Genomic DNA, 22,996 nt, shown 5'->3' on the forward strand with positions numbered 1-22,996 from the left:
CGAGCACCTTCGTGAACGGCTTGTGCCAGCTCAGGCCCTCGCGTGCGAGGCGCGCCCAGAAGCCTTCGTAATCGCGCTCGGCTTCGGCGGCCAGTGCGCGGTAGGCCGGCATGCCGGAGACGGTCGCCGCCTTCTCGAGCGCCTCGGGCGGCGCAAACTGACGGGTTTCGTGAAGAACCGATTCAATCGCAGACATCGACTACCCCTTGGTGAACATGAATCCTCTGCATGGCGGCGCGATCGTGCGCGCCGCGCGTCTTGGCCGGCGCATCTGCGCCGTGTCTCCCACTCACCCGCGCGCCGCCCGAAGGCTGCACGCGATGCTGCGCCGCACCACGTCACGCGTCGGTGAACGGTGGGTCCGGCACTTTCCACGATAAGCGCTCGAACTTACCCGTCACTTACGCAGACGCGCGGTTTCGCACGCCGCGTCGCGTTCCGGCCGGCGACCTTGCGGTCCGCTTTACGCTGTTACAAATGCGACCCTACAATCCTAACTGAACTCGCCCCCCGGACTCCAGCTTGAATCGCTATGCGCTCTTTCTCGTTCTGTCGATGGTGCTCGTCGGCAGCAACGTCGGTATCGGCAAATCCATTGTCGTATTCGTCCCGGTCGCCATCCTCGCAACCCTGCGCTTCGTGATCGCGATCGCAGTGCTATGGCCGTTGTTCCGCCCGTTGAAGATGCGCGCGGTCCGGCGCGCGGAGTGGCTGAACCTGTTCCTGCAAGCGTTCTTCGGCACCTTCATGTTTACGCTGCTGATGCTCAACGGCGTCCAGCGCACGAGCGCGGTCGCGGCCGGCGTGATCACGAGCACGATCCCGGCGATCGTCGCGCTGTTCGCGTGGCTGATCCTGCGTGAAAAACCGAACGGCCGTGCACTCGTGTCGATCGCGCTCGCCATCGCGGGCGTCGTGACGATCAACCTCGCGAACGGCGCCGCGGAAGGCATGCACGGCGCCGGCGGCACGGCGTCCGGCTCGCTGACCGGCAACCTGATGATCCTCGGCGCCGTGTGCTGCGAATCGATCTACGTGATCCTGTCGCGACGGCTTACGCAGACCCTCGCGCCGATTGACATCTGCGCGTATACGCATCTCTTCGGTCTGTGCCTGATGCTGCCGCTCGGCGCGACGGCGCTGTGGCACTTCGATTACGCAAGCGTGCCGGCGGGCACGTGGGCGCTCGTCGTCTGGTACGGGCTGTCGGCCAGCATCTTCTCGTTCTGGCTGTGGATGAAGGGCATCCGGCACGTGCCGGGCAACCTGGCCGGCGTGTTCAGCGCGGTGCTGCCGGTCGCGGCGGCCGCGTACGGCATCGCGTTCCTCGGCGAACGCCCGACGCTCGCCCACGGCATCGCGCTCGCGTGCGTCGTCACGGGCATCGTGCTCGCGAGCCTGCGCGTGACACGCGCGCCGGCGGGCGCGTCGTGATCTGTCCCCGGCAAACCCCGCGCGTCGCTGCAGCCGCGCCGGCCGACGCGTTACAATAGCGCGCCTTTTTCAAGATTACCCCCGATACCTGCGCACAGCGCCCGTACCTCCATCATGTCCGCCCCGCATTCGCCCGGCTCCACCCGTCGCCCGCTTCGCCCGCTGCCCGGGCTGATTTTCATGAGCCGCTGGCTCCAGGTTCCGCTCTATCTGGGCCTGATCGTCGCGCAGGGCGTCTACGTATTTCTGTTCCTGAAGGAAGTCTGGCACCTGCTGTCGCATGCGACCGGCCTCGACGAGATCAGCGTGATGCTCGCGGTGCTCGGCCTGATCGACGTGGTGATGATCTCGAACCTGCTGATCATGGTGATCGTCGGCGGCTATGAGACATTCGTGTCGCGTCTCGGCATCGAGGGGCACCCCGACGAACCCGAATGGCTCGACCACGTGAACGCGGGCGTGCTGAAGGTCAAGCTGTCGATGGCGCTGATCAGCATTTCGTCGATCCATCTGCTGAAAACCTTCATCAACCCCGACCAGCACACGACGCACGCGATCATGTGGCAGGTGATCATCCACGTGTCGTTCCTCGTGTCGGCGCTCGTCATGGCGTGGGTCGACCGCCTGACGACCCACACGCACCCGGCCCATTTCCACGAGGCGCACGCGCCAGCGTCGTCCCGACCGGCGGCCTGAATCGCCGCCAACGTATTCCCCACTGTCCCCACAGAGTCTCAGCCATGACCGTCATCAAACAGGAAGACCTGATCCAGAGCATCGCGGATTCGCTGCAGTACATCAGCTACTACCACCCGCTCGACTACATCCAGGCCCTCGGCCGCGCGTACGAGCTGGAGGAAAGCCCGGCTGCGAAGGACGCGATCGCGCAGATCCTCACGAACAGCCGCATGTGCGCGGAAGGCAAGCGTCCGATCTGCCAGGACACCGGCATCGTGACGATCTTCGTGAAGGTCGGCATGGACGTGCGCTGGGACGGCGCAACGATGGGCCTCACGGACATGATCAACGAAGGCGTGCGCCGCGGTTACACGCACCCGGACAACGTGCTGCGCGCGTCGATCGTCAATCCGCCTGAAGGCGCCCGCAAGAACACGAAGGACAACACGCCGGCGGTGATCCACTACGAGATCGTGCCGGGCGACAAGGTCGACGTGCAGGTCGCGGCGAAGGGCGGCGGCTCGGAGAACAAGTCGAAGTTCGTGATGCTGAACCCGTCGGATTCGATCGTCGACTGGGTGCTGAAGACGGTCCCGACGATGGGCGCTGGCTGGTGCCCGCCGGGCATGCTCGGGATCGGCATCGGCGGCACCGCCGAAAAGGCGATGCTGATGGCGAAGGAATCGTTGATGGAGCCGATCGACATTCAGGAAATCATCGCGCGCGGCCCGAAGGACTGGATCGAGGAGTTGCGCGTCGAACTGCACGAGAAGGTCAACGCGCTCGGCATCGGCGCGCAGGGCCTCGGCGGCCTGTCGACCGTGCTCGACGTGAAGATCATGGCTGCACCGACGCACGCGGCATCGAAGCCGGTCGCGCTGATCCCGAACTGCGCAGCGACGCGCCACGCGCACTTCGTGCTCGACGGCTCGGGTCCGGCCAAGCTTGAAGCCCCGTCGCTCGACGCATGGCCGAAGGTCCAGTGGGAACCGAACACGGAAACCAGCAAGCGCGTCGACCTGAACACGCTGACGCCGGAAGAAGTCGCGAGCTGGACGCCGGGCCAGACGCTGCTGCTGTCGGGCAAGATGCTCACCGGCCGCGACGCCGCGCACAAGCGCATCGCCGACATGCTCGCGAAGGGCGAGAAGCTGCCGGTGGACTTCACGAACCGCGTGATCTACTACGTCGGCCCGGTCGATCCGGTGCGTGACGAAGTGGTCGGCCCGGCCGGCCCGACGACGGCCACGCGGATGGACAAGTTCACCGAAACGATGCTCGCGCAGACCGGCCTGATCTCGATGGTCGGCAAGGCGGAACGCGGGCCGGTCGCGATCGACGCGATCAAGAAGCACAAGGCTGCGTACCTGATGGCGGTTGGCGGTGCGGCGTACCTCGTGTCGAAAGCGATCCGCGGTGCGAAGGTGCTGGCATTCGAAGACCTCGGGATGGAAGCGATCTACGAGTTCGACGTGCAGGACATGCCTGTGACAGTTGCTGTAGATTCTTCGGGCACGTCGGTGCACCAGACGGGTCCGAAGGAGTGGCAGGCGAAGATCGGCAAGATTCCTGTCGCAACTGCTTAAGCCCGCGCTTGCACGAAAGGCCGGACGCGTGTCCGGCCTTTTTACTTCTCATTCTCATTATTGAGTGTGGCCGTTGCTACGCGACTGATTCTCGTTGCACGTAGAAGGCAAGCCGGACAAGGCTACCAGGCTTGGCTTTTCCCGTTCGAGCGATTATCGTTCGGTTTCTGAAGCCCCACTGAACAAGGAACAGCCATGCAAGGCGACAAGAAAGTCATCGAATATCTGAACGCCCAACTGAAAAACGAACTCACGGCGATCAACCAGTACTTCCTGCATGCGCGGATGTACAAACACTGGGGCCTCGACAAGCTCGGCAAGCACGAATACGACGAATCGATCGGCGAAATGAAGCATGCCGACTGGTTGATCGAGCGCGTGTTCATGCTCGACGGTCTGCCGAACCTGCAGGACCTGCACAAGTTGCTCGTCGGCGAAGAGACGGAAGAGATCCTGAAGTGCGACCTGAAGCTCGAGCAGATCTCGCAGTCCACCTGCAAGGAAGCGATCGCCTACTGCGAATCGGTGCGCGACTACGTATCGCGCGAGATCTTCGAAAAGATTCTCGACGACACCGAAGAGCACATCGACTGGCTCGAAACCCAGATCGACCTGATTGGCAAGGTCGGTCTGCAGAACTACCAGCAATCGATGATGGGTTCGCCCGAGTAATCACCACGCGCACCACGATCGCCCCCCAGCCGTCCGTATCACGATGTCGAATCAGCCAGCCGATTCCGGGGCTCGCCCCGCCGCCGCGCCCATCGGAATTTTCGATTCGGGGCTCGGCGGCCTGTCGGTGCTGCGCGCGGTGCGCGCGCACCTGCCCGGCGAGTCGTTCATCTACGTCGCGGATTCCCATCACGCGCCTTATGGTCCGCGCGACGAAGCGTTCATTACGGAACGCACGCTGGCGATCGGCGAGTGGCTTGCGCGCGAAGGGGCGAAAGCGCTCGTCATTGCATGCAACACCGCGACGGCGCGCGCGATCGCTGCCGTCCGCGAACGCCTGTCGATACCGCTCGTCGGCGTCGAGCCGGGCATCAAACCGGCCGCCGCGCTGTCCGCGAGCGGCGTCGCCGGCGTGCTTGCCACGCAGTCGACGCTGAACAGTCCGCGCTTCCAAGCGCTGCTCGACCGCTACGGCGCCGGCCGGCGCTTCATTTGCCAGCCCGGCCACGGGCTCGTCGAGGCGATCGAACGCGGCGACACGAATTCGCCCGCGTTGCGCGCGTTGCTCGACGGTTACCTGCAGCCAATGCTCGACGACGGCGCAGACACGCTGGTACTCGGCTGCACGCACTATCCATTCTTCACTGAAACCATTCGCGACCTGGTTGGCGACCGCCTGACGATCGTCGACACCAGCGACGCGATCGCCCGCCAGCTCGGGCGAGTACTCGACGAACGCGCGCTGCGGGCGCCGGCCGGCACGCGTGCCGCACCGCCACGATTCTGCTCGACGAGCGACGGCCGCCAGCTGCGTGCCCTCGCTTCGACACTGCTCGGCCTCGACGCATCGGTCGAATCGGTCACCATTTCGTCGCCCAACGCCCGCCCCTGCGCGACCGCCTGACACCGGCCACCGCATCGCCCGCGGCCGTCGTTACCTTTAGCCGCACCGCTCCGCTTCGCTTCAAGGGTCTGATGACCTTAAAAAAAGCCGGACCCAGGGTTGTCAACGCTCGCAAATTTAATGATAATAATTCGCATTAACGTTAGCTATCGCAACTCATCATGATCGTCTGCGTGTGCAAGTCTGTTTCCGACCGCAAGATTCGCGCGTCCCTCGCGGAGGGCGTGAGCTCTTTCGATGAACTCCAGTTCGAGCTCGGCGTGGCCACGTGCTGCGGCAAGTGCGAGGAGTCGGTGCGCGACCTCATGGCCGAACAAGGCGTCTGCGCGAGCCGGTGTGGTGTCGAGCATCACGCTCACCCGATCCCGGTAACGTTCTACGACCGCAAGGCGGCCTGAGCCGCGCCGAGCGTGCGCATGCGGCGCGAGCCGCGTTTTACGTCCGACCGTCAGCAAGCCACTGTCCGCGCGAGCCAACGGCTTACCTGCCCAGGAGCCTGTCATGGAATTGCTGATCGGATTTCTAACTACCGTGTGCATCTCGCTGCTGATCTTCCGCAAGTAATACCGATTCACCCGCCGCGCCCCGGGTGCGACGTCGTACTTTCAAGCTAACATGCAGGCTTCGCAATCCGCTTCCACCGGCGTTCTGCCGGCTGCCCCACGTATGAACCCCCGGGTCGTTACCGTCGCGGTCGGTGTGCTTGCCGCACACGCGATCATGTTGACGGCCGCGTGGCTCCATCGCAACGCGCCGCCGCCGAAGGCGGTCGAAGTCAAGTCGATCACCGCGCAACTGATTACGCCCGCGCCGGTCGCGCAGCAGGTCGCTGCCGAGTCGATACCGCAGCCCGCACCGCCGAAGCCCACGCCGCGCGTGAAGCCGAAGGCCGAGCCCAAGCCGGTGCAGAAGGCGGCGAAACCGACACCTCAGCCGGTCGCGCAATCGCCCGATCCCTCGCCGACGCCTGCACCGGCAGCAGACCCGACGCCCGCCGCGGCCGCGCCCGCACCGGCGGCGCCGGCCGCTGCGCCCGGCCCGGCTCGCGAAACGATGCAGGTCAGCGCACCGAAGAACGTGCCGACGCTCCAATGCAACTTCGTGAAGCCCGACTACCCGTCGATGTCGCGCCGCCGCGGCGAATCCGGCACCGCTTATGTTCACTTCGTCGTCGGCGTGACCGGCAAGATCGAGAGCGTCGAACTGCAGAAAAGCAGCGGCTATCCGCGCCTCGACGATGCGGCGCTCGACGCGATGCGCTCGACCACCTGCCGCCCGTACATCGAAAACGGCCAGGCGATCCGCGCCGCCCGCACACAGCCCTACAACTTCGGGCTCACCGACTAACCCGCCTCCTCCGGAAGCTTCAAAGGAAACGAACATGCAAAACTACGGTATCGCGCACGTCTGGGCGCAAGGGGATTTCGTCACGCGCGCGATCGCGATCATATTGCTGGTGATGTCGGTCCTGTCGTGGATCGTGATCATCGTCAAGGGCTGGAACGTGGTCCGCCTGAACCGTCTGACGAAGAATGCGGAACAGGCGTTCTGGCATTCGGACGATTTCGACGACGGCATCAAGAAGCTCGGCCTCGCCGCATCGACGCCGACCGACAATCCGTTCCTCGCGCTCGCCCTGTCGGGCAAGGAAGCCACCGATCACCACCATCAGACGCAACCGCATCTGCACGATCGCATGGACGTGTCAGACTGGGTCACGCGCTGCCTGAAGGACACGATGGACCAAGGCATCTCGCGCATGCAGGCCGGCCTCGCGATTCTCGCGTCGATCGGCAGCACGGCGCCGTTCGTCGGCCTGTTCGGCACGGTGTGGGGCATCTACCACGCACTGCTCGCGATCGGCGCGACGGGTCAGACGTCGATCGACCAGGTCGCGGGCCCGGTCGGCGAATCGCTGATCATGACCGCGTTCGGCCTGTTCGTCGCCATTCCCGCGGTGCTCGGCTACAACGCGCTGACCCGCGCGAACAAGGGTGTGGTCAGCAAGCTGCGCCGCTTCGCGCATGGCCTGCATGCGTACTTCGTGACGGGCGCGCGCCTGGCATCGTCGTCGCCTCGCGACGGCCTGCGCCTTGCTTCGCGCGCCAGCTGAGACGAGGCGAACCATGGCAATGAACACCGGCTTCAGCGATGACGACGACGATGGCGTGATGAGCGAGATCAACATGACGCCGCTCGTCGACGTCATGCTCGTGCTTCTGATCATTTTCCTCGTGACGATTCCGGCGATGCAGCACGCGGTGAAGATCGACCTGCCGCACGCGAGCAGCCAGCCCGTCGACGAGAAACCGCAGACGGTCGACGTCGCAATTCAGGGCAACGGCACGATCATGTGGAACGACCAAACGGTCACACGCGAGCAGTTGCAGGCGCACATCGCCGAAGCGGCAAAGCACCAGCCGCAACCGGAGTTGCACTTGCGCGCCGACCGCAAGGTGGCCTATGAGCGCGTGGCCGAAGTCATGTCCGACGCGCAGGCTGGCGGTCTGACGAAGCTCGGCTTCGTGACGGAGCCGACCGCGAAGGCAAAGTAATGCGGGCATGACGTCGGCGCGACTGGTCGCGCGCGCACCGATGGCCGCGTAAGCGCCTCACAAAGTAAAAGGCCTTCATCGCCAGATGAAGGCCTTTTTTCATGCGCACGCGGGCGCCTTCGGGCGGCGGGCTCTTCGGCGGTATCGGTTACGCCTCGAGCAACGCAAATGCGGCTACCGTGGTCTGCACGGACTGCGCGTTCTGCCCTATCTGGCTCGCAACATATGCGGCCACCTGATTCCGCTCAGAGCTTCCTTCGCGAAATGGGATTTCAATATAGGCCTGCGCGCGTATGCATTCAAGGCCCGCACGATTGAAACTTGCGATTGCAGGCGCCGCTTCAATGACAAAACAAATTTGCCACGACCGGGAATCTGCATTCAGGTGGCCGAAACATCGACCGCCGCTTCCTTCTTCGCACGCTCGGGGCAGCCGGGTTGCTTGTACTCGCCGTGGTCGAGTTTCTCGACCAGATAGTCGACGAACGCGCGCACCGCAGGCGGCATCCCCTGCCGCGACACGAAAACGGCATAGAGTTGCGGCACCGGCAGCGTCCAGCCCGGCATCACCGGAGACAACTGCCCTGCGCGCAACGCATTGCCGTACATCATCTCCGGCAACGCCGCGATGCCGAGGCCATCGAGCACGGCCTCGCGGATCGTCATCAGATCGGCCGTCACGAGCCGCGGATCGTGCTCATGCAGGTGACGCGTGCCGTCCGGGGCGATCAGCGTGAACACGTGCCGTCCGTCGACACTCGGCGTATCGAGCGTCTCGAAGTGCGCCAGATCGTCCGGCGCGAGCGGCGGCGCATTCTGGCTCAGCAGGCTCGGCGCGCCGACCAGCATCTGCTCGGTCCGCCACAGCGGCCGCACGACGATGTTCGCGTTCTGCGGCGGCTCGGAGCGCACGCGCAACGCGACGTCGATCGAGTCCTCGAACAAGTCGATCACACGATTCGTCACACGGATGTGCACCTTCACCTCGGGATAACGGTGCAGGAATTCGGGGAGGATCCGCGACAGCATCGTCTGCGACAGCGTCACGGGCACGCTCACGCGCACCGAGCCGCGCGGCGACGAGCGCAGCTGCTGCACCGCGTTCATCGCGGCCTGCGCTTCGGCGAGCATTGCCTGGCAATGCTGGTAGAACAGCTCGCCCGCCTCGGTCAGCGCGAGCTTGCGTGTCGAGCGCTGCAACAGGCGCACGCCGAGCGCGGCCTCGAGTTCGGTCAGGCGCCGCGACAGACGCGATTTCGAGATACCCAGCACGCGCTCCGCTGCCGAAAAGCCGCCGTGTTCGACGACCTGCGAAAAGTACATCAGGTCGTTCAGGTTGTGTGCATCGATGTTCATGTCATCGTTCCAATTTCAGAACAATCCATTGCGACCCGCCGCAAATCGGCCGGTAAAACGCCCAATATAATAGCGCCATGTTTCAAAAATAACGCTATTCCGATGATATCGAGGGCTTCAGCATGACGACTGCTCGCTCGCTTGACCGTACGTACCCGGCACTTCGCACGACCGAGGGCGGCGGCTTTGTGGTTCACCGTCCGTTTCCGACCCGGCTGCTGATGGACTTCGATCCGTTCCTGCTGCTCGACGAAATGGGCCCCGTCAACTATGCGCCCGGCGAGGCCAAGGGCGCGCCGGATCATCCGCATCGCGGCTTCGAAACCGTCACCTACGTGCTCGACGGCCGTTTTCGCCACCGCGACTCCGCCGGCCATGCCGGCGCGCTGGGCCCGGGCGACGTGCAATGGATGACAGCCGGTGCGGGCGTCGTGCACAGCGAGATGCCGGACCCCGAGTTCGCACAGGCAGGTGGACGCTCGCATGGGTTCCAGCTATGGGTGAACCTGCCGCGCCGCGACAAGCTCATCGCACCGCGCTACCAGGAGATTTCGGCCGAGCGCATCCCGAACGCCACGTCGCCCGACGGCCGGGTGCAGGTCCGCGTGATCGCAGGTGAAGCGTTCGGCGTTCGCGCGGCGATCGAGACGCGCACGCCGATCCTCTACCAGCATTTCACGCTGCAGCCGGGCGCAACGGTCGCGCAGCCGGTGCCGGCCGGGTATCGCGTGTTCGCGTACGCGCTCGCGGGAACGGGCCGCTATGGGCCGGACAGGCAGCGCGTCGACGAACGGCACATGGTGGTCTACGGCGACGATGGCGACACGGCGACCTTCGAGGCCAGCGACACGCCGCTGGATCTGCTGCTGATCGGCGGCGTGCCGTTGAACGAGCCGATCGTCCGCTATGGCCCGTTCGTGATGAATACCGAGGAAGAGATCCGGCAGGCCGTGGTCGACTACCAGACGGGCCGCATGGGCCGCATCGAAACGTGACGGCTGCTCGCGGGTGCAGGTTCCGCGAAGCTGCGCGTTTTGCGTCACAATAACTTCTTGAACCATGTGGCTGCCCGCCACCAGAAGGAACTCGTCCCCTTGAACTTCGAACATCTGATCCAGATCAACTCCGACGATCCGGCCGTGCCGTCCCTGACCCGCGAACAGCTCTGGGAAGGCCTCGTGCTGCGTGCGGAACAGCCGCAGCTGTTCGTGATCGGCCTCGACAGCTGCGTCGTCCACGAGCGGACGGAAACCACGCTTGAACGCGAACTGCATTACGGCCATGCAACCGTGCGCGACCGCGTGACGTTCACGCCGAACCAGCAGGTACGCTACGACGTCCATGCGGCCGGCGGCGAAATCGGCGGCTCGTTGACGATGACGATCGAGGAACGCGACGACCACGAGTTGTTCCTGCGCTTCGAGTACCGCACGACGCTGACGGTCACGGACGACAGCGAGGAAGCGCGCCACACGCATGGCATCGTCAAGGAAGCGTATCGCACGTCGGACATCGACACGGTTCGCCTGATCCGCGAGTACGCGCAGGGGCGCAAGGACCCCGATCCGCTCCACTGACGGCGACGGCGGCCGACGGGCCGCCTCCGCTGGCGCCTTTGACTGTGGCTATCGAATTCATCCGATCGATCGATAAAGAGTTTTTGTAAATGGGAATAGTTATCATTTAGAATTCATTCCATCGTATCGACAGTTAGCGATCAACCGAATGACCGACACCATGCGCCCGACCACGTTGACCTTGCGCCGCACGACCGGCACCGCGAGCGCCAACCGTCAGAAGACGGCGGCGGTCACGACGCCGGCGAAACCCGCCGGGAATGGCGACGCCGGTACGCGCACCCTGAGCAGCGATGCGCTGCTGCAAGGTCACAGCCACATCGCCATCGCGCATAACGGCGAAACGTATCAGTTACGCGCGACGAGGCTGGGCAAACTGATTCTGACGAAGTAACGACAGCGTATTGTGGGGACCACCTCCCTGAGAGGTGTTGGGCAGTAGCCAGCGTAACGGCTTGCACGCGAGATCTAGACCCCTTCGTGCAAACACACTCAAGCAGCCGTTGCAGCAAGCCAAGCCACTTTTTTGGTTCTCGCACAAGGAAGAAAAAAGCGACACGTCGAACGACGTGTCGCTTTTTGTTTGGGCCCCGCGCGCAACAAGCGGCACGCGATGTCGATGCCGCTGCGGCGCGCTCCAGACGCCGACAGCGATGCACCGTCGCGCGTTACGTCAGAGCGCAGCCGTAACGCGGCCAATGCCGGATCAGAAGCCCCAGAACATCAGCCACCATGCGCTATCGACAACCGCCAGGCCGACCGCGAACCAGACGAACGCAGCCAGCCGGCGCGGCCACCCTGCATAGCGCCCCGTCACCTTCCATGCAAGCCACGCGCTCCACGCGTTCGCGCACACGAGAATCGCGATACGCACGTCCGTTGCCCAGCCGAGCGGCACGTGCTCTGCGCGCAACAGCGACAGCGTCGTCGCCGACAGCCCGAGGAACACGCCCGCACCGGCGATCGGAATCAGCGCCTGTGCAAGATGATGCAGACGCGTGCGGTCGAAGCGGCCGAGCATCAGCGTCGCACCGGCCAGCAGCACGAGCAGCGCCGTGCCGTACACGAGCCCCGTGCCGACGATGTAGCTGACGATCAGCCCACCGTCGAGCCACGAGAACACGTCGTTGCGATCCGGGTAGTGCGTCAGCAGGAACCACGGCGCGTTCGTGTCGAGCGGCCAAGTGATGTCATGATCGATCAGCCAGCCCGCGAGCCATTGCTTGATCTGCACGAACCACGGACTGACGGTCCAGTGGAACGCGCCGATCGCGACGCCGAGCAGGCCGTACAGGATCAGCGCGGTATCCCACGGATTCGCCTGCTGCGCGCCGAGGTTCACGACCTCGTCGGACGGCGAGCGCAACGACAGCGCGATCGCGTCTCGATGCCCGCTGCAGCGTCCGCACATATGACACGACGCGGCGCCCTTCATGTTGCGCAACGGCACGAGCGGCGCGCAATTGATCGGGATCACGCGATGCCCGTGCTCGCCGTTCTTGTACGAGCGGCGCCACGCATCCTCGTCCACCTTGTAACGCATCGGCGCGAGCCGCGCGAGCAGCCCGAACACGCCATTGACCGGGCACAGATACTTGCACCACACGCGTTTCTCGCGGCCGTACAGCAGGCCGATCACAATTGCGCCGACGGTCGAGCCGCCGAGCACGAACAGCACCGCGAGCGGGTACTGGTACACGCTGACCATCTGCCCGTAGATCGTCGTGAGGCCGAATGCGACGAACGGCCAGCCGCCCCACCGCATCCAGCGCGGAATCGCGCCGCCGCGGCCGAACTTGCTCGCATATTCGGTCAGCGCCCCTTCCGGGCACAGCACGCCGCACCAGACGCGGCCGAGCATCACCATCGACAGCAGCACGAACGGCCACCAGATGCCCCAGAACACGAACTGCGCGATGAGCGTCAGGTTGTTCCACAGGTGTGCGGAATCGTCCGGCAGCGGCAACACGGCCGGCACGATGATCAGGAACGCGTAGATGCCGACCACGATCCACTGGATACCGCGGATCACCGCGCCGTGGCGTTGCATCCACTGGCCCGCTTGCGCGAGCCAGCCCGGCTTGGCTGCGGCGACGACGCTCATGCCGCGCGTCCCGCAGGAACGGTTTGACGACGGCTCGCGCGCTTCATCAGGAGCCACACCACGGCCCAGTACACCGCATACGCGATCAGGTTCGTCAGCGCCGGGTGCGCACGATAGCCTGTCAGCGTCGCGACGAGCGAACCGAACGTGCCCGAATCATCGAGGATCGCCGACGTGTCCCACAGTTGCGAGATGCCGAGCGGCAGGATCTCCTTGTCGATCAGCTTGTCGACGCCGGTCTGGAACAGGCCCGCGCCGAGGAACAGCAACATTACCTCGGTCACGCGGAAAAAGTGCCGCCAAGAGAAGTACTTGCCGCCGAGTTGCAACAGATAGAACGTGAGGAACGCGAGGCCCAGGCCGATCACGACCGCGAGCATCTGGCTGCCGTCCACATGCCCGGACTGCCCGAAACCGAGACCGTACAGGAAAATCACCGTTTCGCTGCCTTCGCGCGCAATCGCGAGCGCGACCAGCACCGCGACGCCCCACCAGTTCGAGTCGCGCGTGCTCTGCTGCAGCGACTGCTCCATGTCGCGTTTCAGCGTGCGCCCGTGCCGGCGCATCCACAGCACCATCTGCACGATCAGCACGCAGGCAATCAGCACCATTGCCGTCTGGAAATAGTCCTGCGCGTCGCCGGACAGCACTTCGGTGAAGCCGACGAGCGCGGCGCCGAGGCCGATTGCCATCAACAGGCCGACCGCCACGCCCGTCCACAGGAAGGGCAAGCCGCGACGCGCATCGTCGTCGCCGTTCTTCAGCCATGCATAGAGGATGCCGACGACGAGCAGCGCTTCGACGCTCTCCCGCCAGACGATGAACAAGATCTGACCCATAGAACCCTCCTGACGCGCGGGCGGCACAACCGTGCGCACGCACGCAGATAAACCGCATTACTTCGCGACGATGACGCCCTGTGCCTGCTGGTGAAAATCGTCGAAAAACTTGTACTCGCCCGGCGACAGCGGGGCGACGACCACGAATGAATCAGCGCCCGGTGCGAGCACTTTCTCCTTGCGCAACTGCACGCTTTCGAATTCGGCGGCGCCCTTGCCGGTATTCCGGATCTCGATCTTGAAGCGCTGGCCGGCCGGCACTTCGATGCGGGCGGGATTCAGCTTGCCGTCGGTCATTTCGAGCTTGAACGTCGGCAGATCGGCGGCATGTGCGGCGCCGGCGAGCCACAGCGCAGCGGCTGCAGCGACGATTTTCTGGGGAAATTTCATTCTGGAATCTCTGCGTCGGCGGCGCACCGAAGCACGCCGCCGTGATACCACCGATCAGTACCCGCCCTTCTTGCCGATGCCGGCGAACGGGAAGTCGTATTCGAGCGTGATGGGCTTGAACCACGGGCCCACGCCGGTTTCCTTGTCGACGTGGCGGCCGAACGCCATGTGGCCCGACTGCATCGGCGGCTTCACGGTCATCGTCAGGTGATACTTGCCGGGGCCGGCCAGTTTCACGTTGTCGCCGTAGTGCGGGCCGTCGCTCGCGACCATCGCCATCAGGTCGCCTTCCGCCTTCCACTTCGCGTCGCCCTGCTTCGTCAGCTTGTACGTGACCTGCAGGTACGGCATCCAGTCGCCTTCCGCGAAACCCGTCGGGTTGTTCTTGACCGCATGGATGTCCGCCTCGAGGTGGATGTCCGAATCCGATGCCTTGCGCATCATCCCTTCCGGATCCATCGTAATCGGCTGCAGATACACGGCACCGATTTCCATGCCGCCCTGAATCTGCTGCTTGCCGATCGGGTATTCGGCGGCCGAGGCCGACATCGCGGCAAGCGCCGCCGCCACCGCAACCGACGTGCGGATAAACGAAGAACCCAACATGGACACTCCTTGTTATTCGTGTGACACACTGCGCGCCGCCCTCCCGGACGGCTCGCCGAAAACACTAACGCAATGAAGAACGTTAATGCGAACTATTCTCAATACTTGCGAAGTTTAGCACCGAACCGGCTTCGGAACAAACGAGCCACCGTGTAAAACCCTTATCCGACAAGGCTTACAACGGCGTTACCCACAGGTTTCAGTGACGTTTGGAAAGATTTACCTGCCGCCGTTGACATGGTCGCCCACGTTCGCGCCGAACACGCGCTCGCGCAGCAACGCAAGCTGGTCGCGGGTGGCCGCCGCCTTTTCGAACTCGAGGTTCTTTGCGTAGTCGGCCATTTGCTTTTCGAGGCGCTTGATTTCTTTCGCGAGCTGCTTTTCCGACATGTCCTCGAACTTCGCGCGCTGTTGCGCCTCCTTCAGTTCCGCGCGCGCGTCGTCGGCGTTGTAGACGCCGTCGATGATGTCCTTGATGCGCTTGACCACGCCGCGCGGCGTGATGCCCATCTTCTCGTTGTACGCAATCTGCTTCGCGCGACGCCGCTCGGTTTCGCCGATCGCGCGCTTCATCGATTCCGTCATGTTGTCTGCGTAAAGGATCGCCTTGCCGTTCACGTTTCGCGCGGCGCGGCCGATCGTCTGGATCAGCGAGCGCTCCGCGCGCAGGAAGCCTTCCTTGTCGGCATCGAGAATCGCGACCAGCGACACTTCGGGAATATCGAGGCCTTCGCGCAGCAGGTTGATCCCGACCAGCACGTCGAACGTGCCGAGGCGCAGGTCGCGAATGATCTCGACCCGTTCCACGGTATCGATGTCGCTGTGCAGATAGCGCACCTTCACGCCGTGATCGGCCAGGAACTCGGTGAGTTGTTCGGCCATCCGCTTGGTCAGCACGGTGATCAGCACGCGCTCGCCGGCCTCCACGCGCGCGTTGATTTCGGTCAGCACGTCGTCGACCTGCGAGCTGGCCGGACGCACCTCGATTTCCGGATCGACGAGCCCGGTCGGCCGCACGACCTGTTCGGCGATCTGCCCGGTCACGCGCTGCTCGTAGTCGGCCGGCGTCGCCGATACGAACACCACCTGGCGCATCTTGCGCTCGAATTCGTGGAACTTGAGCGGCCGGTTGTCGAGCGCCGACGGCAGCCGGAACCCGTAGTTGACGAGGTTTTCCTTGCGCGCGCGGTCGCCGTTGTACATCCCGTTCAACTGACCGATCAGCACGTGCGATTCGTCGAGCAGCATCAGCGCGTCGGACGGCAGATAGTCGACCAGCGTCGGCGGCGGCTCGCCGGGCGCAGCGCCCGAGAAGTGCCGCGAATAGTTCTCGATGCCCTTGCAGAAACCGAGCTCCTGGAGCATCTCGAGATCGAAGCGCGTACGCTGTTCGAGGCGCTGCGCCTCCACGAGCTTGCCTTCGCGATGGAAGAACTCGAGGCGCTCGCGCAATTCCTCCTTGATGGTCTCGACCGCGCGCATCACGGTATCGCGCGGCGTCACGTAGTGCGACGACGGATATACGGTGAAGCGCGGAATCTTCTGCCGCACGCGTCCGGTCAGCGGGTCGAACAGCTGCAGCGTCTCGACCTCGTCGTCGAACAGCTCGACGCGCACCGCCAACTCCGCGTGCTCGGCCGGGAAAATATCGATCGTATCGCCGCGCACGCGGAACGTGCCGCGCTGGAAATCCTGCTCGTTGCGCGAATACTGCATCGCGATCAGCCGCGCGATCACGTCGCGCTGCCCGAGCTTGTCGCCGGTGCGCAGCGTGAGGATCATCTGGTGATATTCGGACGGGTTGCCGATACCGTAGATCGCCGACACCGTTGCGACGATCACCACGTCGCGGCGCTCCATCAGGCTTTTGGTCGCCGACAGCCGCATCTGCTCGATGTGCTCGTTGATCGACGAGTCCTTCTCGATGAATAGATCGCGCTGCGGCACGTACGCTTCCGGCTGGTAATAGTCGTAGTACGACACGAAGTACTCGACCGCGTTGCGCGGGAAGAATTCGCGGAACTCCGCGTAGAGCTGCGCTGCGAGCGTCTTGTTCGGCGCGAACACGATCGCCGGGCGACCAAGCCGCGCAATCGTGTTGGCCATCGTGAAGGTCTTGCCCGAACCGGTCACGCCGAGCAGCGTCTGGAACGCGAGGCCATCGCCGACGCCTTCGACGAGCGTTTCGATTGCGGTCGGCTGATCGCCGGCGGGCGGATACGGCTGGTACAACTGGAACGGCGACCCGTCGAAGGTCACGAATTTCGATTCGTCGAGCGTGTCGCCGACTTCGGCGTGATGTACGGACATGGAGTGCGGCCGGAGCAAGGGCAAAAAACTATTCTAGCGCTTCCCGGCGTTGCGGACCGCTGACGGATCCTGACGCGCGGCGATGCGCTGCATGGGCTCGAAATCGCAATTCGCCGCGCAATCGCCGCCTTCGGCAGCACGAATTCGCTACAATGTCACGCTGCTGCGCTTTCCGGCGCCGTGCCAGTTGGCGCGCGGTCCGCCGCGCCCGCCCCGCCGGCTGAAAGCCTGACCCTCTTTTCACTACTGCCGAATCATCATGTCGCTCTTCTCCGCTGTCCAGCTTGCTCCCCGCGACCCGATCCTGGGCCTGAACGAAGCCTTCAACGCCGACACGCGTGCCACCAAGGTCAACCTCGGCGTCGGCGTGTACACGAACGAAGAAGGCAAGATTCCGCTGCTGCGCGCCGTTCGCGACGCGGAGAAGGCGCGCGTCGAGGCGGGCCTGCCGCGCGGCTACCTGCCGATCGACGGGATCGCCGCTTACGATGCGGCCGTGCAGAAGCTGCTGCTCGGCAACGATTCGCCGCTGATCGCCGCAGGCCGCGTGGTCACGGCGCAGGCACTGGGCGGCACGGGGGCGCTGAAGATCGGCGCCGATTTCCTGCGCACCCTGAACCCGAACGTGAAGGTCGCGATCAGCGATCCGAGCTGGGAAAACCACCGTGCGCTGTTCGAAGCCGCCGGCTTCGAAGTCGTCGCGTACCCGTACTACGACGCGGCTACCAACGGCGTGAACTTCGAAGGCATGCTGGCGGCGCTGAACGGCTACGCGGCCGGCACGATCGTCGTGCTGCACGCGTGCTGCCACAACCCGACGGGCGTGGACCTGACCGAAGCGCAATGGCAGCAGGTCGTCGACGTCGTGAAGGCGCGCAACCTCGTGCCGTTCCTCGACATCGCTTACCAGGGTTTCGGCGAGAACATCGAGGCCGATGCCGCTGCCGTGCGCCTGTTCGCCGCGGCCGATCTGAATGCGTTCGTGTCGTCGTCGTTCTCGAAGTCGTTCTCGCTGTACGGCGAGCGCGTCGGCGCGCTGTCGATCATCACGTCCAGCAAGGAAGAAGCGACGCGCGTGCTGTCGCAGCTGAAGCGCGTGATCCGCACGAACTATTCGAACCCGCCGACTCACGGCGGCGCCGTCGTCGCAGCCGTGCTGGCGTCGCCGGAGCTGCACGCTGCGTGGGTGGAGGAACTTGGCGAAATGCGCGACCGCATCCGCGCAATGCGCAATGGTCTGGTCGAGCGCCTGAAGGCGAGCGGTGTCGATCGCGACTTCAGCTTCATCAACGCACAGCGCGGGATGTTCTCGTATTCGGGCCTGACGTCGGCGCAAGTCGATCGTCTGCGCGAAGAGTTCGGCATCTATGCAGTGGGCACCGGCCGGATCTGCGTCGCTGCACTGAACACGCGCAACCTCGACGCGGTCGCGAACGCCATCGCAGCGGTTCTGAAGTAAGGCGGGCGGCGGCCATCATCGGGCCGTGCCGGTCCTTTCGCCGAAACGAAAACGCGCTCCTTGGAGCGCGTTTTTTTATGCCCTCCGGCCGGGCTTGCGACCCTATGCCGGCACGGGCGGCGTGCACCGCTGCCGCTCGATCAGGCAGCCGTTACTGCATGAACCAGCCGTGGCTGACGACGAACGACTGCCCCGTGAGCGCGGCACTCGGGAACGCCGACAGGAACAGCACCGTCTGCGCGACGTCCTGCACCGTCGTGAACACGCCGTCGACCGTGTTGCCCAGCATCACCTTCTTCACCACTTCCTCTTCGCTGATCCCGAGTTCCTTCGCCTGCTCCGGAATCTGCTTGTCCACCAGCGGCGTGCGCACGAAACCCGGACACACGACGTGCGAGCGCACGTTGTGCTTCGCGCCTTCCTTCGCCAGCACGCGCGCGAGGCCCAGCAGCCCGTGCTTGGCCGTCACGTATGCCGACTTCAGCGGCGATGCTTCGTGCGAGTGCACCGAACCCATGTAGATCACGACGCCGCCGCGGTCGTCCTTGTACATGTGCTTGAGCGCGGCCTTCGTCGTCAGGAACGCGCCGTCGACGTGGATCGCCTGCATCTTCTTCCAGTCGGCGAACGAATAGTTCTCGATCGGATTGACGATCTGAATACCTGCGTTCGACACGAGGATGTCGACCGAGCCGAACGTCTCGGCGACTTTGTCGATGCCGCTGTTCACCGCCTCTTCGCTGGTCACGTCCATCGCGACGCCGATCGCCTTGCCGCCTGCCTTGTTGATCTCGTCGGCCACCGCATTCGCGCCGTCCTGGTTCAGGTCGGCGATCGCGACTGCCGCGCCCGCCTTCGCCAGCTCCAGTGCGATTTCCTTGCCGATGCCGCTTGCGGCGCCCGTGACGACTGCGGTCTTGCCGCCCAGATCTGCTGCCATGTCCGTCTCCTTGCGTTATCCGATCGAAAAAGCATATCCCGCCGCATTCGTCCCGTGAGCGTGCTGGCGGGCCAGCCGCTATTGTGCACGATCAGCCCCGCCGACCGTTCGCAAAACGTCTAAGCTTAAGATCGTTCCGAATCTCGGGAGATGCGCATGCACTATCGACGGCTTGGCCGCTCGGGCCTGCAGATCAGCGAGCTATCGCTTGGCTCGTGGGTTACCTACGGCAACCAGGTCGACCAGCGTGTCGCGCGCGAATGCCTTGCTGCGGCACGGGACGCCGGCGTCAATTTTTTCGACAACGCCGAGGTCTATGCAGGTGGTAAATCCGAAGAAATCATGGGCCACGCGCTCAAGTCGCTCGGATGGCCGCGCATCAGCTACATCGTGTCGACAAAATTCTTCTGGGGACTCGCAGAAGCGCCGAACCAGTACCACACGCTGAACCGGAAATATCTGCTCAACGCGATCGATGGCTCGCTGCGCCGGCTGCAACTCGACTACGTCGACCTCGTCTATTGTCATCGGCCGGATCCAAACACCCCGATCGAGGAAACCGTTTGGGCGATGAGCGACATGATCGCGCGCGGCAAGGCGCTGTATTGGGGCACGTCCGAATGGAGTGCCGACGAGATTCGCGCCGCGTACGAAATCGCCGAGCGGCATCATCTACACAAGCCGGTGGTCGAGCAGCCGCAGTACAACCTGTTCCATCGTACAAGGGTGGAGCAGGAATACGCGCGGCTCTATGACGATTACGGGCTTGGCCTGACGACGTGGAGCCCGCTGGCATCGGGGCTACTCACCGGCAAGTACCGCAACGGCGTTCCACCCGGCAGCCGTGCCGAACTGCCCGGCTACGACTGGCTCCGCGACCGGCTCACGGATCCGGCCAGCAACGACGCGGTCGAGCGTATCGGCGCGATCGCGGCCGACCTCGACTGCAGCACGGCCCAGTTCGCGATCGCGTGGGTGCTCGCGAATCCGCGCGTGAGTTCGGTGATTACGGGCGCATCGCGTGTCGAGCAAATCGGCGACAACATGCGAGCGGTCGACGTCGCCGCGAAGCTGACGCCAGAGAACATGCAGCGCATCGCTGAGGCCGTCGGCGATGCATACGAGTAAGGCGGCTCACGGCCACTCGCGTACAATACGCGACCGCATCGGCGCCCGGCCTGACGGCCGCGCTCGATCGTCCGTCTTCATCGATTCACCTTTTGTTTCAGGCAGTCAGCCATGCTCAGTTATCGTCACGGTTTTCACGCAGGCAACCACGCGGACGTGCTCAAGCACACCGTCGTCGTCCAACTGCTGCGCTACCTGAACAAGAAGGACAAGTCGTACTGGTACATCGACACGCACGCCGGTGCCGGCGTGTATTCGCTGCGCGACGGCTACGCGGCCAAGACGGGCGAGTTCGACACCGGCATCGGCCCGCTATGGAACGACAAGAGCCTGCCCGAAGCACTCGGCGATTACATCGACGAAGTGCGCGCGCTGAACGATGACGGCGAACTGCACTACTATCCGGGATCGCCGTATCTCGCGTGGCGCTTGATGCGCGAACAGGATCGGATGCGTCTGTTCGAGATGCACACGACCGAAATCGACGTGTTGCGTCACAACTTTCGCGACGCGGGGCGACGCGCAATGATCTTCGCCGGTGACGGCTTCGAAGGCATAAAGGCGCTACTGCCGCCGCCGCCGCGACGCGCGCTCGTGCTGATCGATCCGTCTTACGAGGACAAGAAGGACTACGCCCGCACGGTGACGTGCGTGACGGAATGCCTGAAGCGCTTCGCGACCGGCTGTTATGCGATCTGGTATCCGCAGGTCGCCCGAGTGGAATCTCAGCGTTTTCCGGAACAGCTCAAGCGACTGCAGCCAAATAATTGGCTGCATTTGACGTTGACGGTATCGAACCCGCCCGCGGATGGGCTCGGCCTTTACGGGAGCGGGATGTTCATCCTGAATCCGCCGTACACGCTCGCACAGAGCATGAAAGACGTGCTGCCCTATCTGGTGGAGCGGCTGGGGCGGGATAGTGGCGCTCGGTGCGAGATCGAGCACCGAGCGAACTGAAGGAGACGATTGCCGTTACGGCTGCGGGCGCGCGGTCGGTCGGTGCTGATTGGCCGGTGACGCGCTCCAGCCCGGCACATCGATGTACGGCGCGACAAACAGCGGCACCGAAGAATTCGTCCCTTGGCCGGCCGTCGTTCGCAAGCCCGCGGGTTCGACGATCGGTTCGGGCGAAAACGGAGCCGTTTGCAACACCAACCCGCCTTGGCCGTCCTGGACGCCCCGCTGCGTATCGAGAATCAGCGGCCGGGACGAAGTCGCGGCAACAGCCGCGACGCCATGAACGAGCACCGCGGCGCCCAACAACAGACGCGCGCGGGAAACGTGACGCACATCGAGACGCAAGCGCATGATCATATTCTTCCGGTTGAAAAGCAGGTCCATACCATAGCGCCGCGCCGACGATTTCGCCAGATCCGTCGCACAAAAAAACAAAGCCCCGTCAATACGGGGCTTGCTTTTCGTTCGGCGCCACGTTGCGCCTGACGGCGGCAGTACTTACAGCGAGTAGCCGTTTGCTTCGAGCGAGCGAATGCGGCTCTCGAGCTGGACGATGTCCGACGACGATGCAAGGTAGGCCTCGCGGCGCTCACGTTCTGCGGATTCGAACCAGTTGCTCAGCTTTTCGACGATGTAGGCGATCATGATGTTCTCCAAGGAAGGGGGACCCCTGGCGAATCGAGATTCAGGGATTTCCCGTATAGGGTTATCCCGAATTATAGCGATGCCACACCAAGATGCCAGTGAAATGCTTGCATGGAGAGCATTCCAGATTGGAATGGATTCTGAAGCATTGCGTATAAACCGTTGATCTTGCTAGGTTTCAGCTCGCCGCTTGTTTTGGAGCCCGAGGGCTTGCACTAATCTGGGTCATCGTTAGGTGCAGCCAGACGCGCCAAAATTGGGCATTCGGGGCGGCTGTCCCCGTGACAGTGCGCTGCGAGATCGGCCAGCGTGTCCCGCATGTCGCTCAACTCCGCAATGCGTTTATCCAGCTCGGCGACGTGCTCAAGGGCGATCGATTTCACCTCGGCGCTGGCTCGAGAGCGATCCTGCCACAGGGTCAGCAGCTTACGGATATCCTCGACGAGAAAACCGAGCCGGCGGGCTTGGCGGATGAAACGCAAAATATGGATCTCGTCCGTGCCGTAGATCCGGTATCCGGCATCGCTCCGCTTGCTCGGTGCAAGGAGGCCGACCTCTTCGTAGTACCGTATCATTTTTGCGCTGACGCCGGATTCGCGCGATGCGTCCCCGATATTCATTCCCGACCCTCTCTCGATCAATCATTGGCGCGAACGCAGATATCGCCACCGACTAGCGGCGCGACAAACCGATCGTAGCAAATCGCGGGGTTCACTTCCGGGATGTCGTAGGGGACGTGTGCCACGGCAATCGGAATTGGCGAAGCATTGGTGAAAGCCGGATCGACCGACCTGCCGTCGGGACGGTAAAGCGATCCGCACTGATGATGGATCTTGCGGTGGCGCGGCCCGCAGGC

At 63.8% G+C, this 22,996-nt stretch carries 27 protein-coding genes; 15 read left to right on the plus strand and 12 right to left on the minus strand.

The features are described 5' to 3' along the window. Positions 1 to 196, minus strand: a 196-nt coding sequence (locus KDW55_RS28525) for an acetyl-coenzyme A synthetase N-terminal domain-containing protein (RefSeq protein ID WP_282972876.1), incomplete at its 3' end; no start/stop codon positions are given. Between the two features lie 326 nt (positions 197 to 522). Between KDW55_RS28525 and KDW55_RS28530 the strand changes: the two genes are divergently transcribed. The 9 genes from KDW55_RS28530 (at position 523) to KDW55_RS28570 (ending at position 7,829) form a co-directional block, all read left to right on the plus strand. Beyond that, complete coding sequence (locus KDW55_RS28530) at positions 523 to 1,434, plus strand: DMT family transporter (RefSeq protein WP_212161837.1); 912 nt, start codon at positions 523 to 525, stop codon at positions 1,432 to 1,434. 114 nt (positions 1,435 to 1,548) lie between these two features. Next, on the plus strand, positions 1,549 to 2,130 hold the full coding sequence (locus tag KDW55_RS28535; RefSeq protein WP_040144632.1) for a TIGR00645 family protein: 582 nt from the start codon (positions 1,549 to 1,551) through the stop codon (positions 2,128 to 2,130). 44 nt (positions 2,131 to 2,174) lie between these two features. Beyond that, complete coding sequence (locus KDW55_RS28540; RefSeq protein WP_040144633.1) at positions 2,175 to 3,698, plus strand: fumarate hydratase; 1,524 nt, start codon at positions 2,175 to 2,177, stop codon at positions 3,696 to 3,698. Positions 3,699 to 3,893: 195 nt separating this feature from the next. Beyond that, complete coding sequence (gene bfr / locus KDW55_RS28545) at positions 3,894 to 4,370, plus strand: bacterioferritin (protein ID WP_040144634.1); 477 nt, start codon at positions 3,894 to 3,896, stop codon at positions 4,368 to 4,370. Between the two features lie 43 nt (positions 4,371 to 4,413). Beyond that, positions 4,414 to 5,274 carry a glutamate racemase gene (murI, locus tag KDW55_RS28550; RefSeq protein WP_069241568.1) on the plus strand — a complete coding sequence of 287 codons (861 nt, stop codon included), beginning with the start codon at positions 4,414 to 4,416 and terminating at the stop codon, positions 5,272 to 5,274. A gap of 161 nt (positions 5,275 to 5,435) precedes the next feature. Further along, complete coding sequence (locus KDW55_RS28555) at positions 5,436 to 5,672, plus strand: (2Fe-2S)-binding protein (RefSeq protein ID WP_011885486.1); 237 nt, start codon at positions 5,436 to 5,438, stop codon at positions 5,670 to 5,672. A gap of 217 nt (positions 5,673 to 5,889) precedes the next feature. Then, on the plus strand, positions 5,890 to 6,621 hold the full coding sequence (locus tag KDW55_RS28560) for an energy transducer TonB (protein WP_212161836.1): 732 nt from the start codon (positions 5,890 to 5,892) through the stop codon (positions 6,619 to 6,621). Between the two features lie 34 nt (positions 6,622 to 6,655). Next, complete coding sequence (locus tag KDW55_RS28565; protein ID WP_040144637.1) at positions 6,656 to 7,387, plus strand: MotA/TolQ/ExbB proton channel family protein; 732 nt, start codon at positions 6,656 to 6,658, stop codon at positions 7,385 to 7,387. Between the two features lie 13 nt (positions 7,388 to 7,400). Beyond that, complete coding sequence (locus KDW55_RS28570; protein ID WP_040144638.1) at positions 7,401 to 7,829, plus strand: biopolymer transporter ExbD; 429 nt, start codon at positions 7,401 to 7,403, stop codon at positions 7,827 to 7,829. 381 nt (positions 7,830 to 8,210) lie between these two features. Here the strand turns inward: KDW55_RS28570 and KDW55_RS28575 are convergent, their stop codons facing one another. Next, on the minus strand, positions 8,211 to 9,185 hold the full coding sequence (locus tag KDW55_RS28575) for a LysR family transcriptional regulator (RefSeq protein ID WP_212161835.1): 975 nt from the start codon (positions 9,183 to 9,185) through the stop codon (positions 8,211 to 8,213). A gap of 122 nt (positions 9,186 to 9,307) precedes the next feature. On the opposite strand from KDW55_RS28575, the gene KDW55_RS28580 reads away from it, so the two are divergent. The 3 genes from KDW55_RS28580 to KDW55_RS28590 all read left to right on the plus strand — a co-directional run bounded on the left by KDW55_RS28580 (position 9,308) and on the right by KDW55_RS28590 (position 11,156). After that, the gene (locus KDW55_RS28580; RefSeq protein WP_212161834.1) at positions 9,308 to 10,180 is read left to right on the plus strand and encodes a pirin family protein; all 873 of its coding nucleotides are present in this window, start codon (positions 9,308 to 9,310) and stop codon (positions 10,178 to 10,180) included. Positions 10,181 to 10,279: 99 nt separating this feature from the next. After that, positions 10,280 to 10,762, plus strand: a complete 483-nt coding sequence (locus tag KDW55_RS28585) for an SRPBCC family protein (RefSeq protein ID WP_040144998.1) — start codon at positions 10,280 to 10,282, stop codon at positions 10,760 to 10,762. Between the two features lie 148 nt (positions 10,763 to 10,910). After that, a complete protein-coding gene (locus KDW55_RS28590) occupies positions 10,911 to 11,156 on the plus strand; it encodes a hemin uptake protein HemP (RefSeq protein WP_040144641.1) in 246 nt (81 codons plus the stop codon). 312 nt (positions 11,157 to 11,468) lie between these two features. Here KDW55_RS28590 and KDW55_RS28595 read toward each other — a convergent pair whose 3' ends face one another. The 5 genes from KDW55_RS28595 to uvrB form a co-directional block, all read right to left on the minus strand. After that, positions 11,469 to 12,866, minus strand: coding sequence for a 4Fe-4S binding protein (locus KDW55_RS28595; RefSeq protein WP_212161833.1), 1,398 nt, complete (start codon positions 12,864 to 12,866; stop codon positions 11,469 to 11,471). After that, the gene (locus KDW55_RS28600) at positions 12,863 to 13,705 is read right to left on the minus strand and encodes an FTR1 family protein (protein WP_040144643.1); all 843 of its coding nucleotides are present in this window, start codon (positions 13,703 to 13,705) and stop codon (positions 12,863 to 12,865) included. The genes KDW55_RS28595 and KDW55_RS28600 overlap by 4 nt, the downstream gene beginning before the upstream one ends. A 57-nt stretch (positions 13,706 to 13,762) precedes the next feature. Next, a complete protein-coding gene (locus tag KDW55_RS28605) occupies positions 13,763 to 14,095 on the minus strand; it encodes a cupredoxin domain-containing protein (RefSeq protein ID WP_006760846.1) in 333 nt (110 codons plus the stop codon). Positions 14,096 to 14,149: 54 nt separating this feature from the next. Beyond that, positions 14,150 to 14,701: an iron transporter gene (locus KDW55_RS28610; protein ID WP_040144644.1), complete on the minus strand. Its 552-nt coding sequence runs from the start codon at positions 14,699 to 14,701 to the stop codon at positions 14,150 to 14,152. Positions 14,702 to 14,920: 219 nt separating this feature from the next. Beyond that, positions 14,921 to 17,011: an excinuclease ABC subunit UvrB gene (uvrB, locus tag KDW55_RS28615; RefSeq protein ID WP_040144645.1), complete on the minus strand. Its 2,091-nt coding sequence runs from the start codon at positions 17,009 to 17,011 to the stop codon at positions 14,921 to 14,923. A 259-nt stretch (positions 17,012 to 17,270) separates the two neighbouring features. Between uvrB and KDW55_RS28620 the strand changes: the two genes are divergently transcribed. After that, the gene (locus tag KDW55_RS28620) at positions 17,271 to 18,470 is read left to right on the plus strand and encodes an amino acid aminotransferase (RefSeq protein WP_059548259.1); all 1,200 of its coding nucleotides are present in this window, start codon (positions 17,271 to 17,273) and stop codon (positions 18,468 to 18,470) included. A 151-nt stretch (positions 18,471 to 18,621) separates the two neighbouring features. Here the strand turns inward: KDW55_RS28620 and KDW55_RS28625 are convergent, their stop codons facing one another. Next, complete coding sequence (locus KDW55_RS28625) at positions 18,622 to 19,410, minus strand: 3-hydroxybutyrate dehydrogenase (RefSeq protein WP_212161832.1); 789 nt, start codon at positions 19,408 to 19,410, stop codon at positions 18,622 to 18,624. A 156-nt stretch (positions 19,411 to 19,566) separates the two neighbouring features. Here KDW55_RS28625 and KDW55_RS28630 point away from each other — a divergent pair, with 156 nt between their 5' ends. Together KDW55_RS28630 and rlmJ are read left to right on the plus strand one after the other, a co-directional pair. Continuing rightward, positions 19,567 to 20,538 (plus strand): aldo/keto reductase, encoded by a 972-nt coding sequence (locus KDW55_RS28630; RefSeq protein WP_212198142.1) that lies wholly within the window; start codon positions 19,567 to 19,569, stop codon positions 20,536 to 20,538. Between the two features lie 111 nt (positions 20,539 to 20,649). Then, entirely contained in the window at positions 20,650 to 21,495 is an 846-nt protein-coding gene (rlmJ, locus tag KDW55_RS28635) for a 23S rRNA (adenine(2030)-N(6))-methyltransferase RlmJ (RefSeq protein WP_212149925.1), read from the plus strand. Between the two features lie 15 nt (positions 21,496 to 21,510). Here the strand turns inward: rlmJ and KDW55_RS28640 are convergent, their stop codons facing one another. From KDW55_RS28640 to KDW55_RS28655, 4 genes are all read right to left on the minus strand, one after another. Next, positions 21,511 to 21,879 (minus strand): hypothetical protein, encoded by a 369-nt coding sequence (locus KDW55_RS28640; protein ID WP_212149926.1) that lies wholly within the window; start codon positions 21,877 to 21,879, stop codon positions 21,511 to 21,513. Positions 21,880 to 21,993: 114 nt separating this feature from the next. Continuing rightward, a complete protein-coding gene (locus tag KDW55_RS28645; protein WP_080294620.1) occupies positions 21,994 to 22,140 on the minus strand; it encodes a DUF3563 family protein in 147 nt (48 codons plus the stop codon). Positions 22,141 to 22,355: 215 nt separating this feature from the next. Further along, entirely contained in the window at positions 22,356 to 22,760 is a 405-nt protein-coding gene (cueR, locus tag KDW55_RS28650; RefSeq protein ID WP_069241571.1) for a Cu(I)-responsive transcriptional regulator, read from the minus strand. A gap of 17 nt (positions 22,761 to 22,777) precedes the next feature. Next, positions 22,778 to 22,996, minus strand: a 219-nt coding sequence (locus KDW55_RS28655) for a hypothetical protein (RefSeq protein WP_212198143.1), incomplete at its 5' end; no start/stop codon positions are given.

It is taken from the genome of Burkholderia sp. AU19243, from assembly GCF_018148075.1.
Lineage (GTDB): Bacteria > Pseudomonadota > Gammaproteobacteria > Burkholderiales > Burkholderiaceae > Burkholderia > Burkholderia latens_A.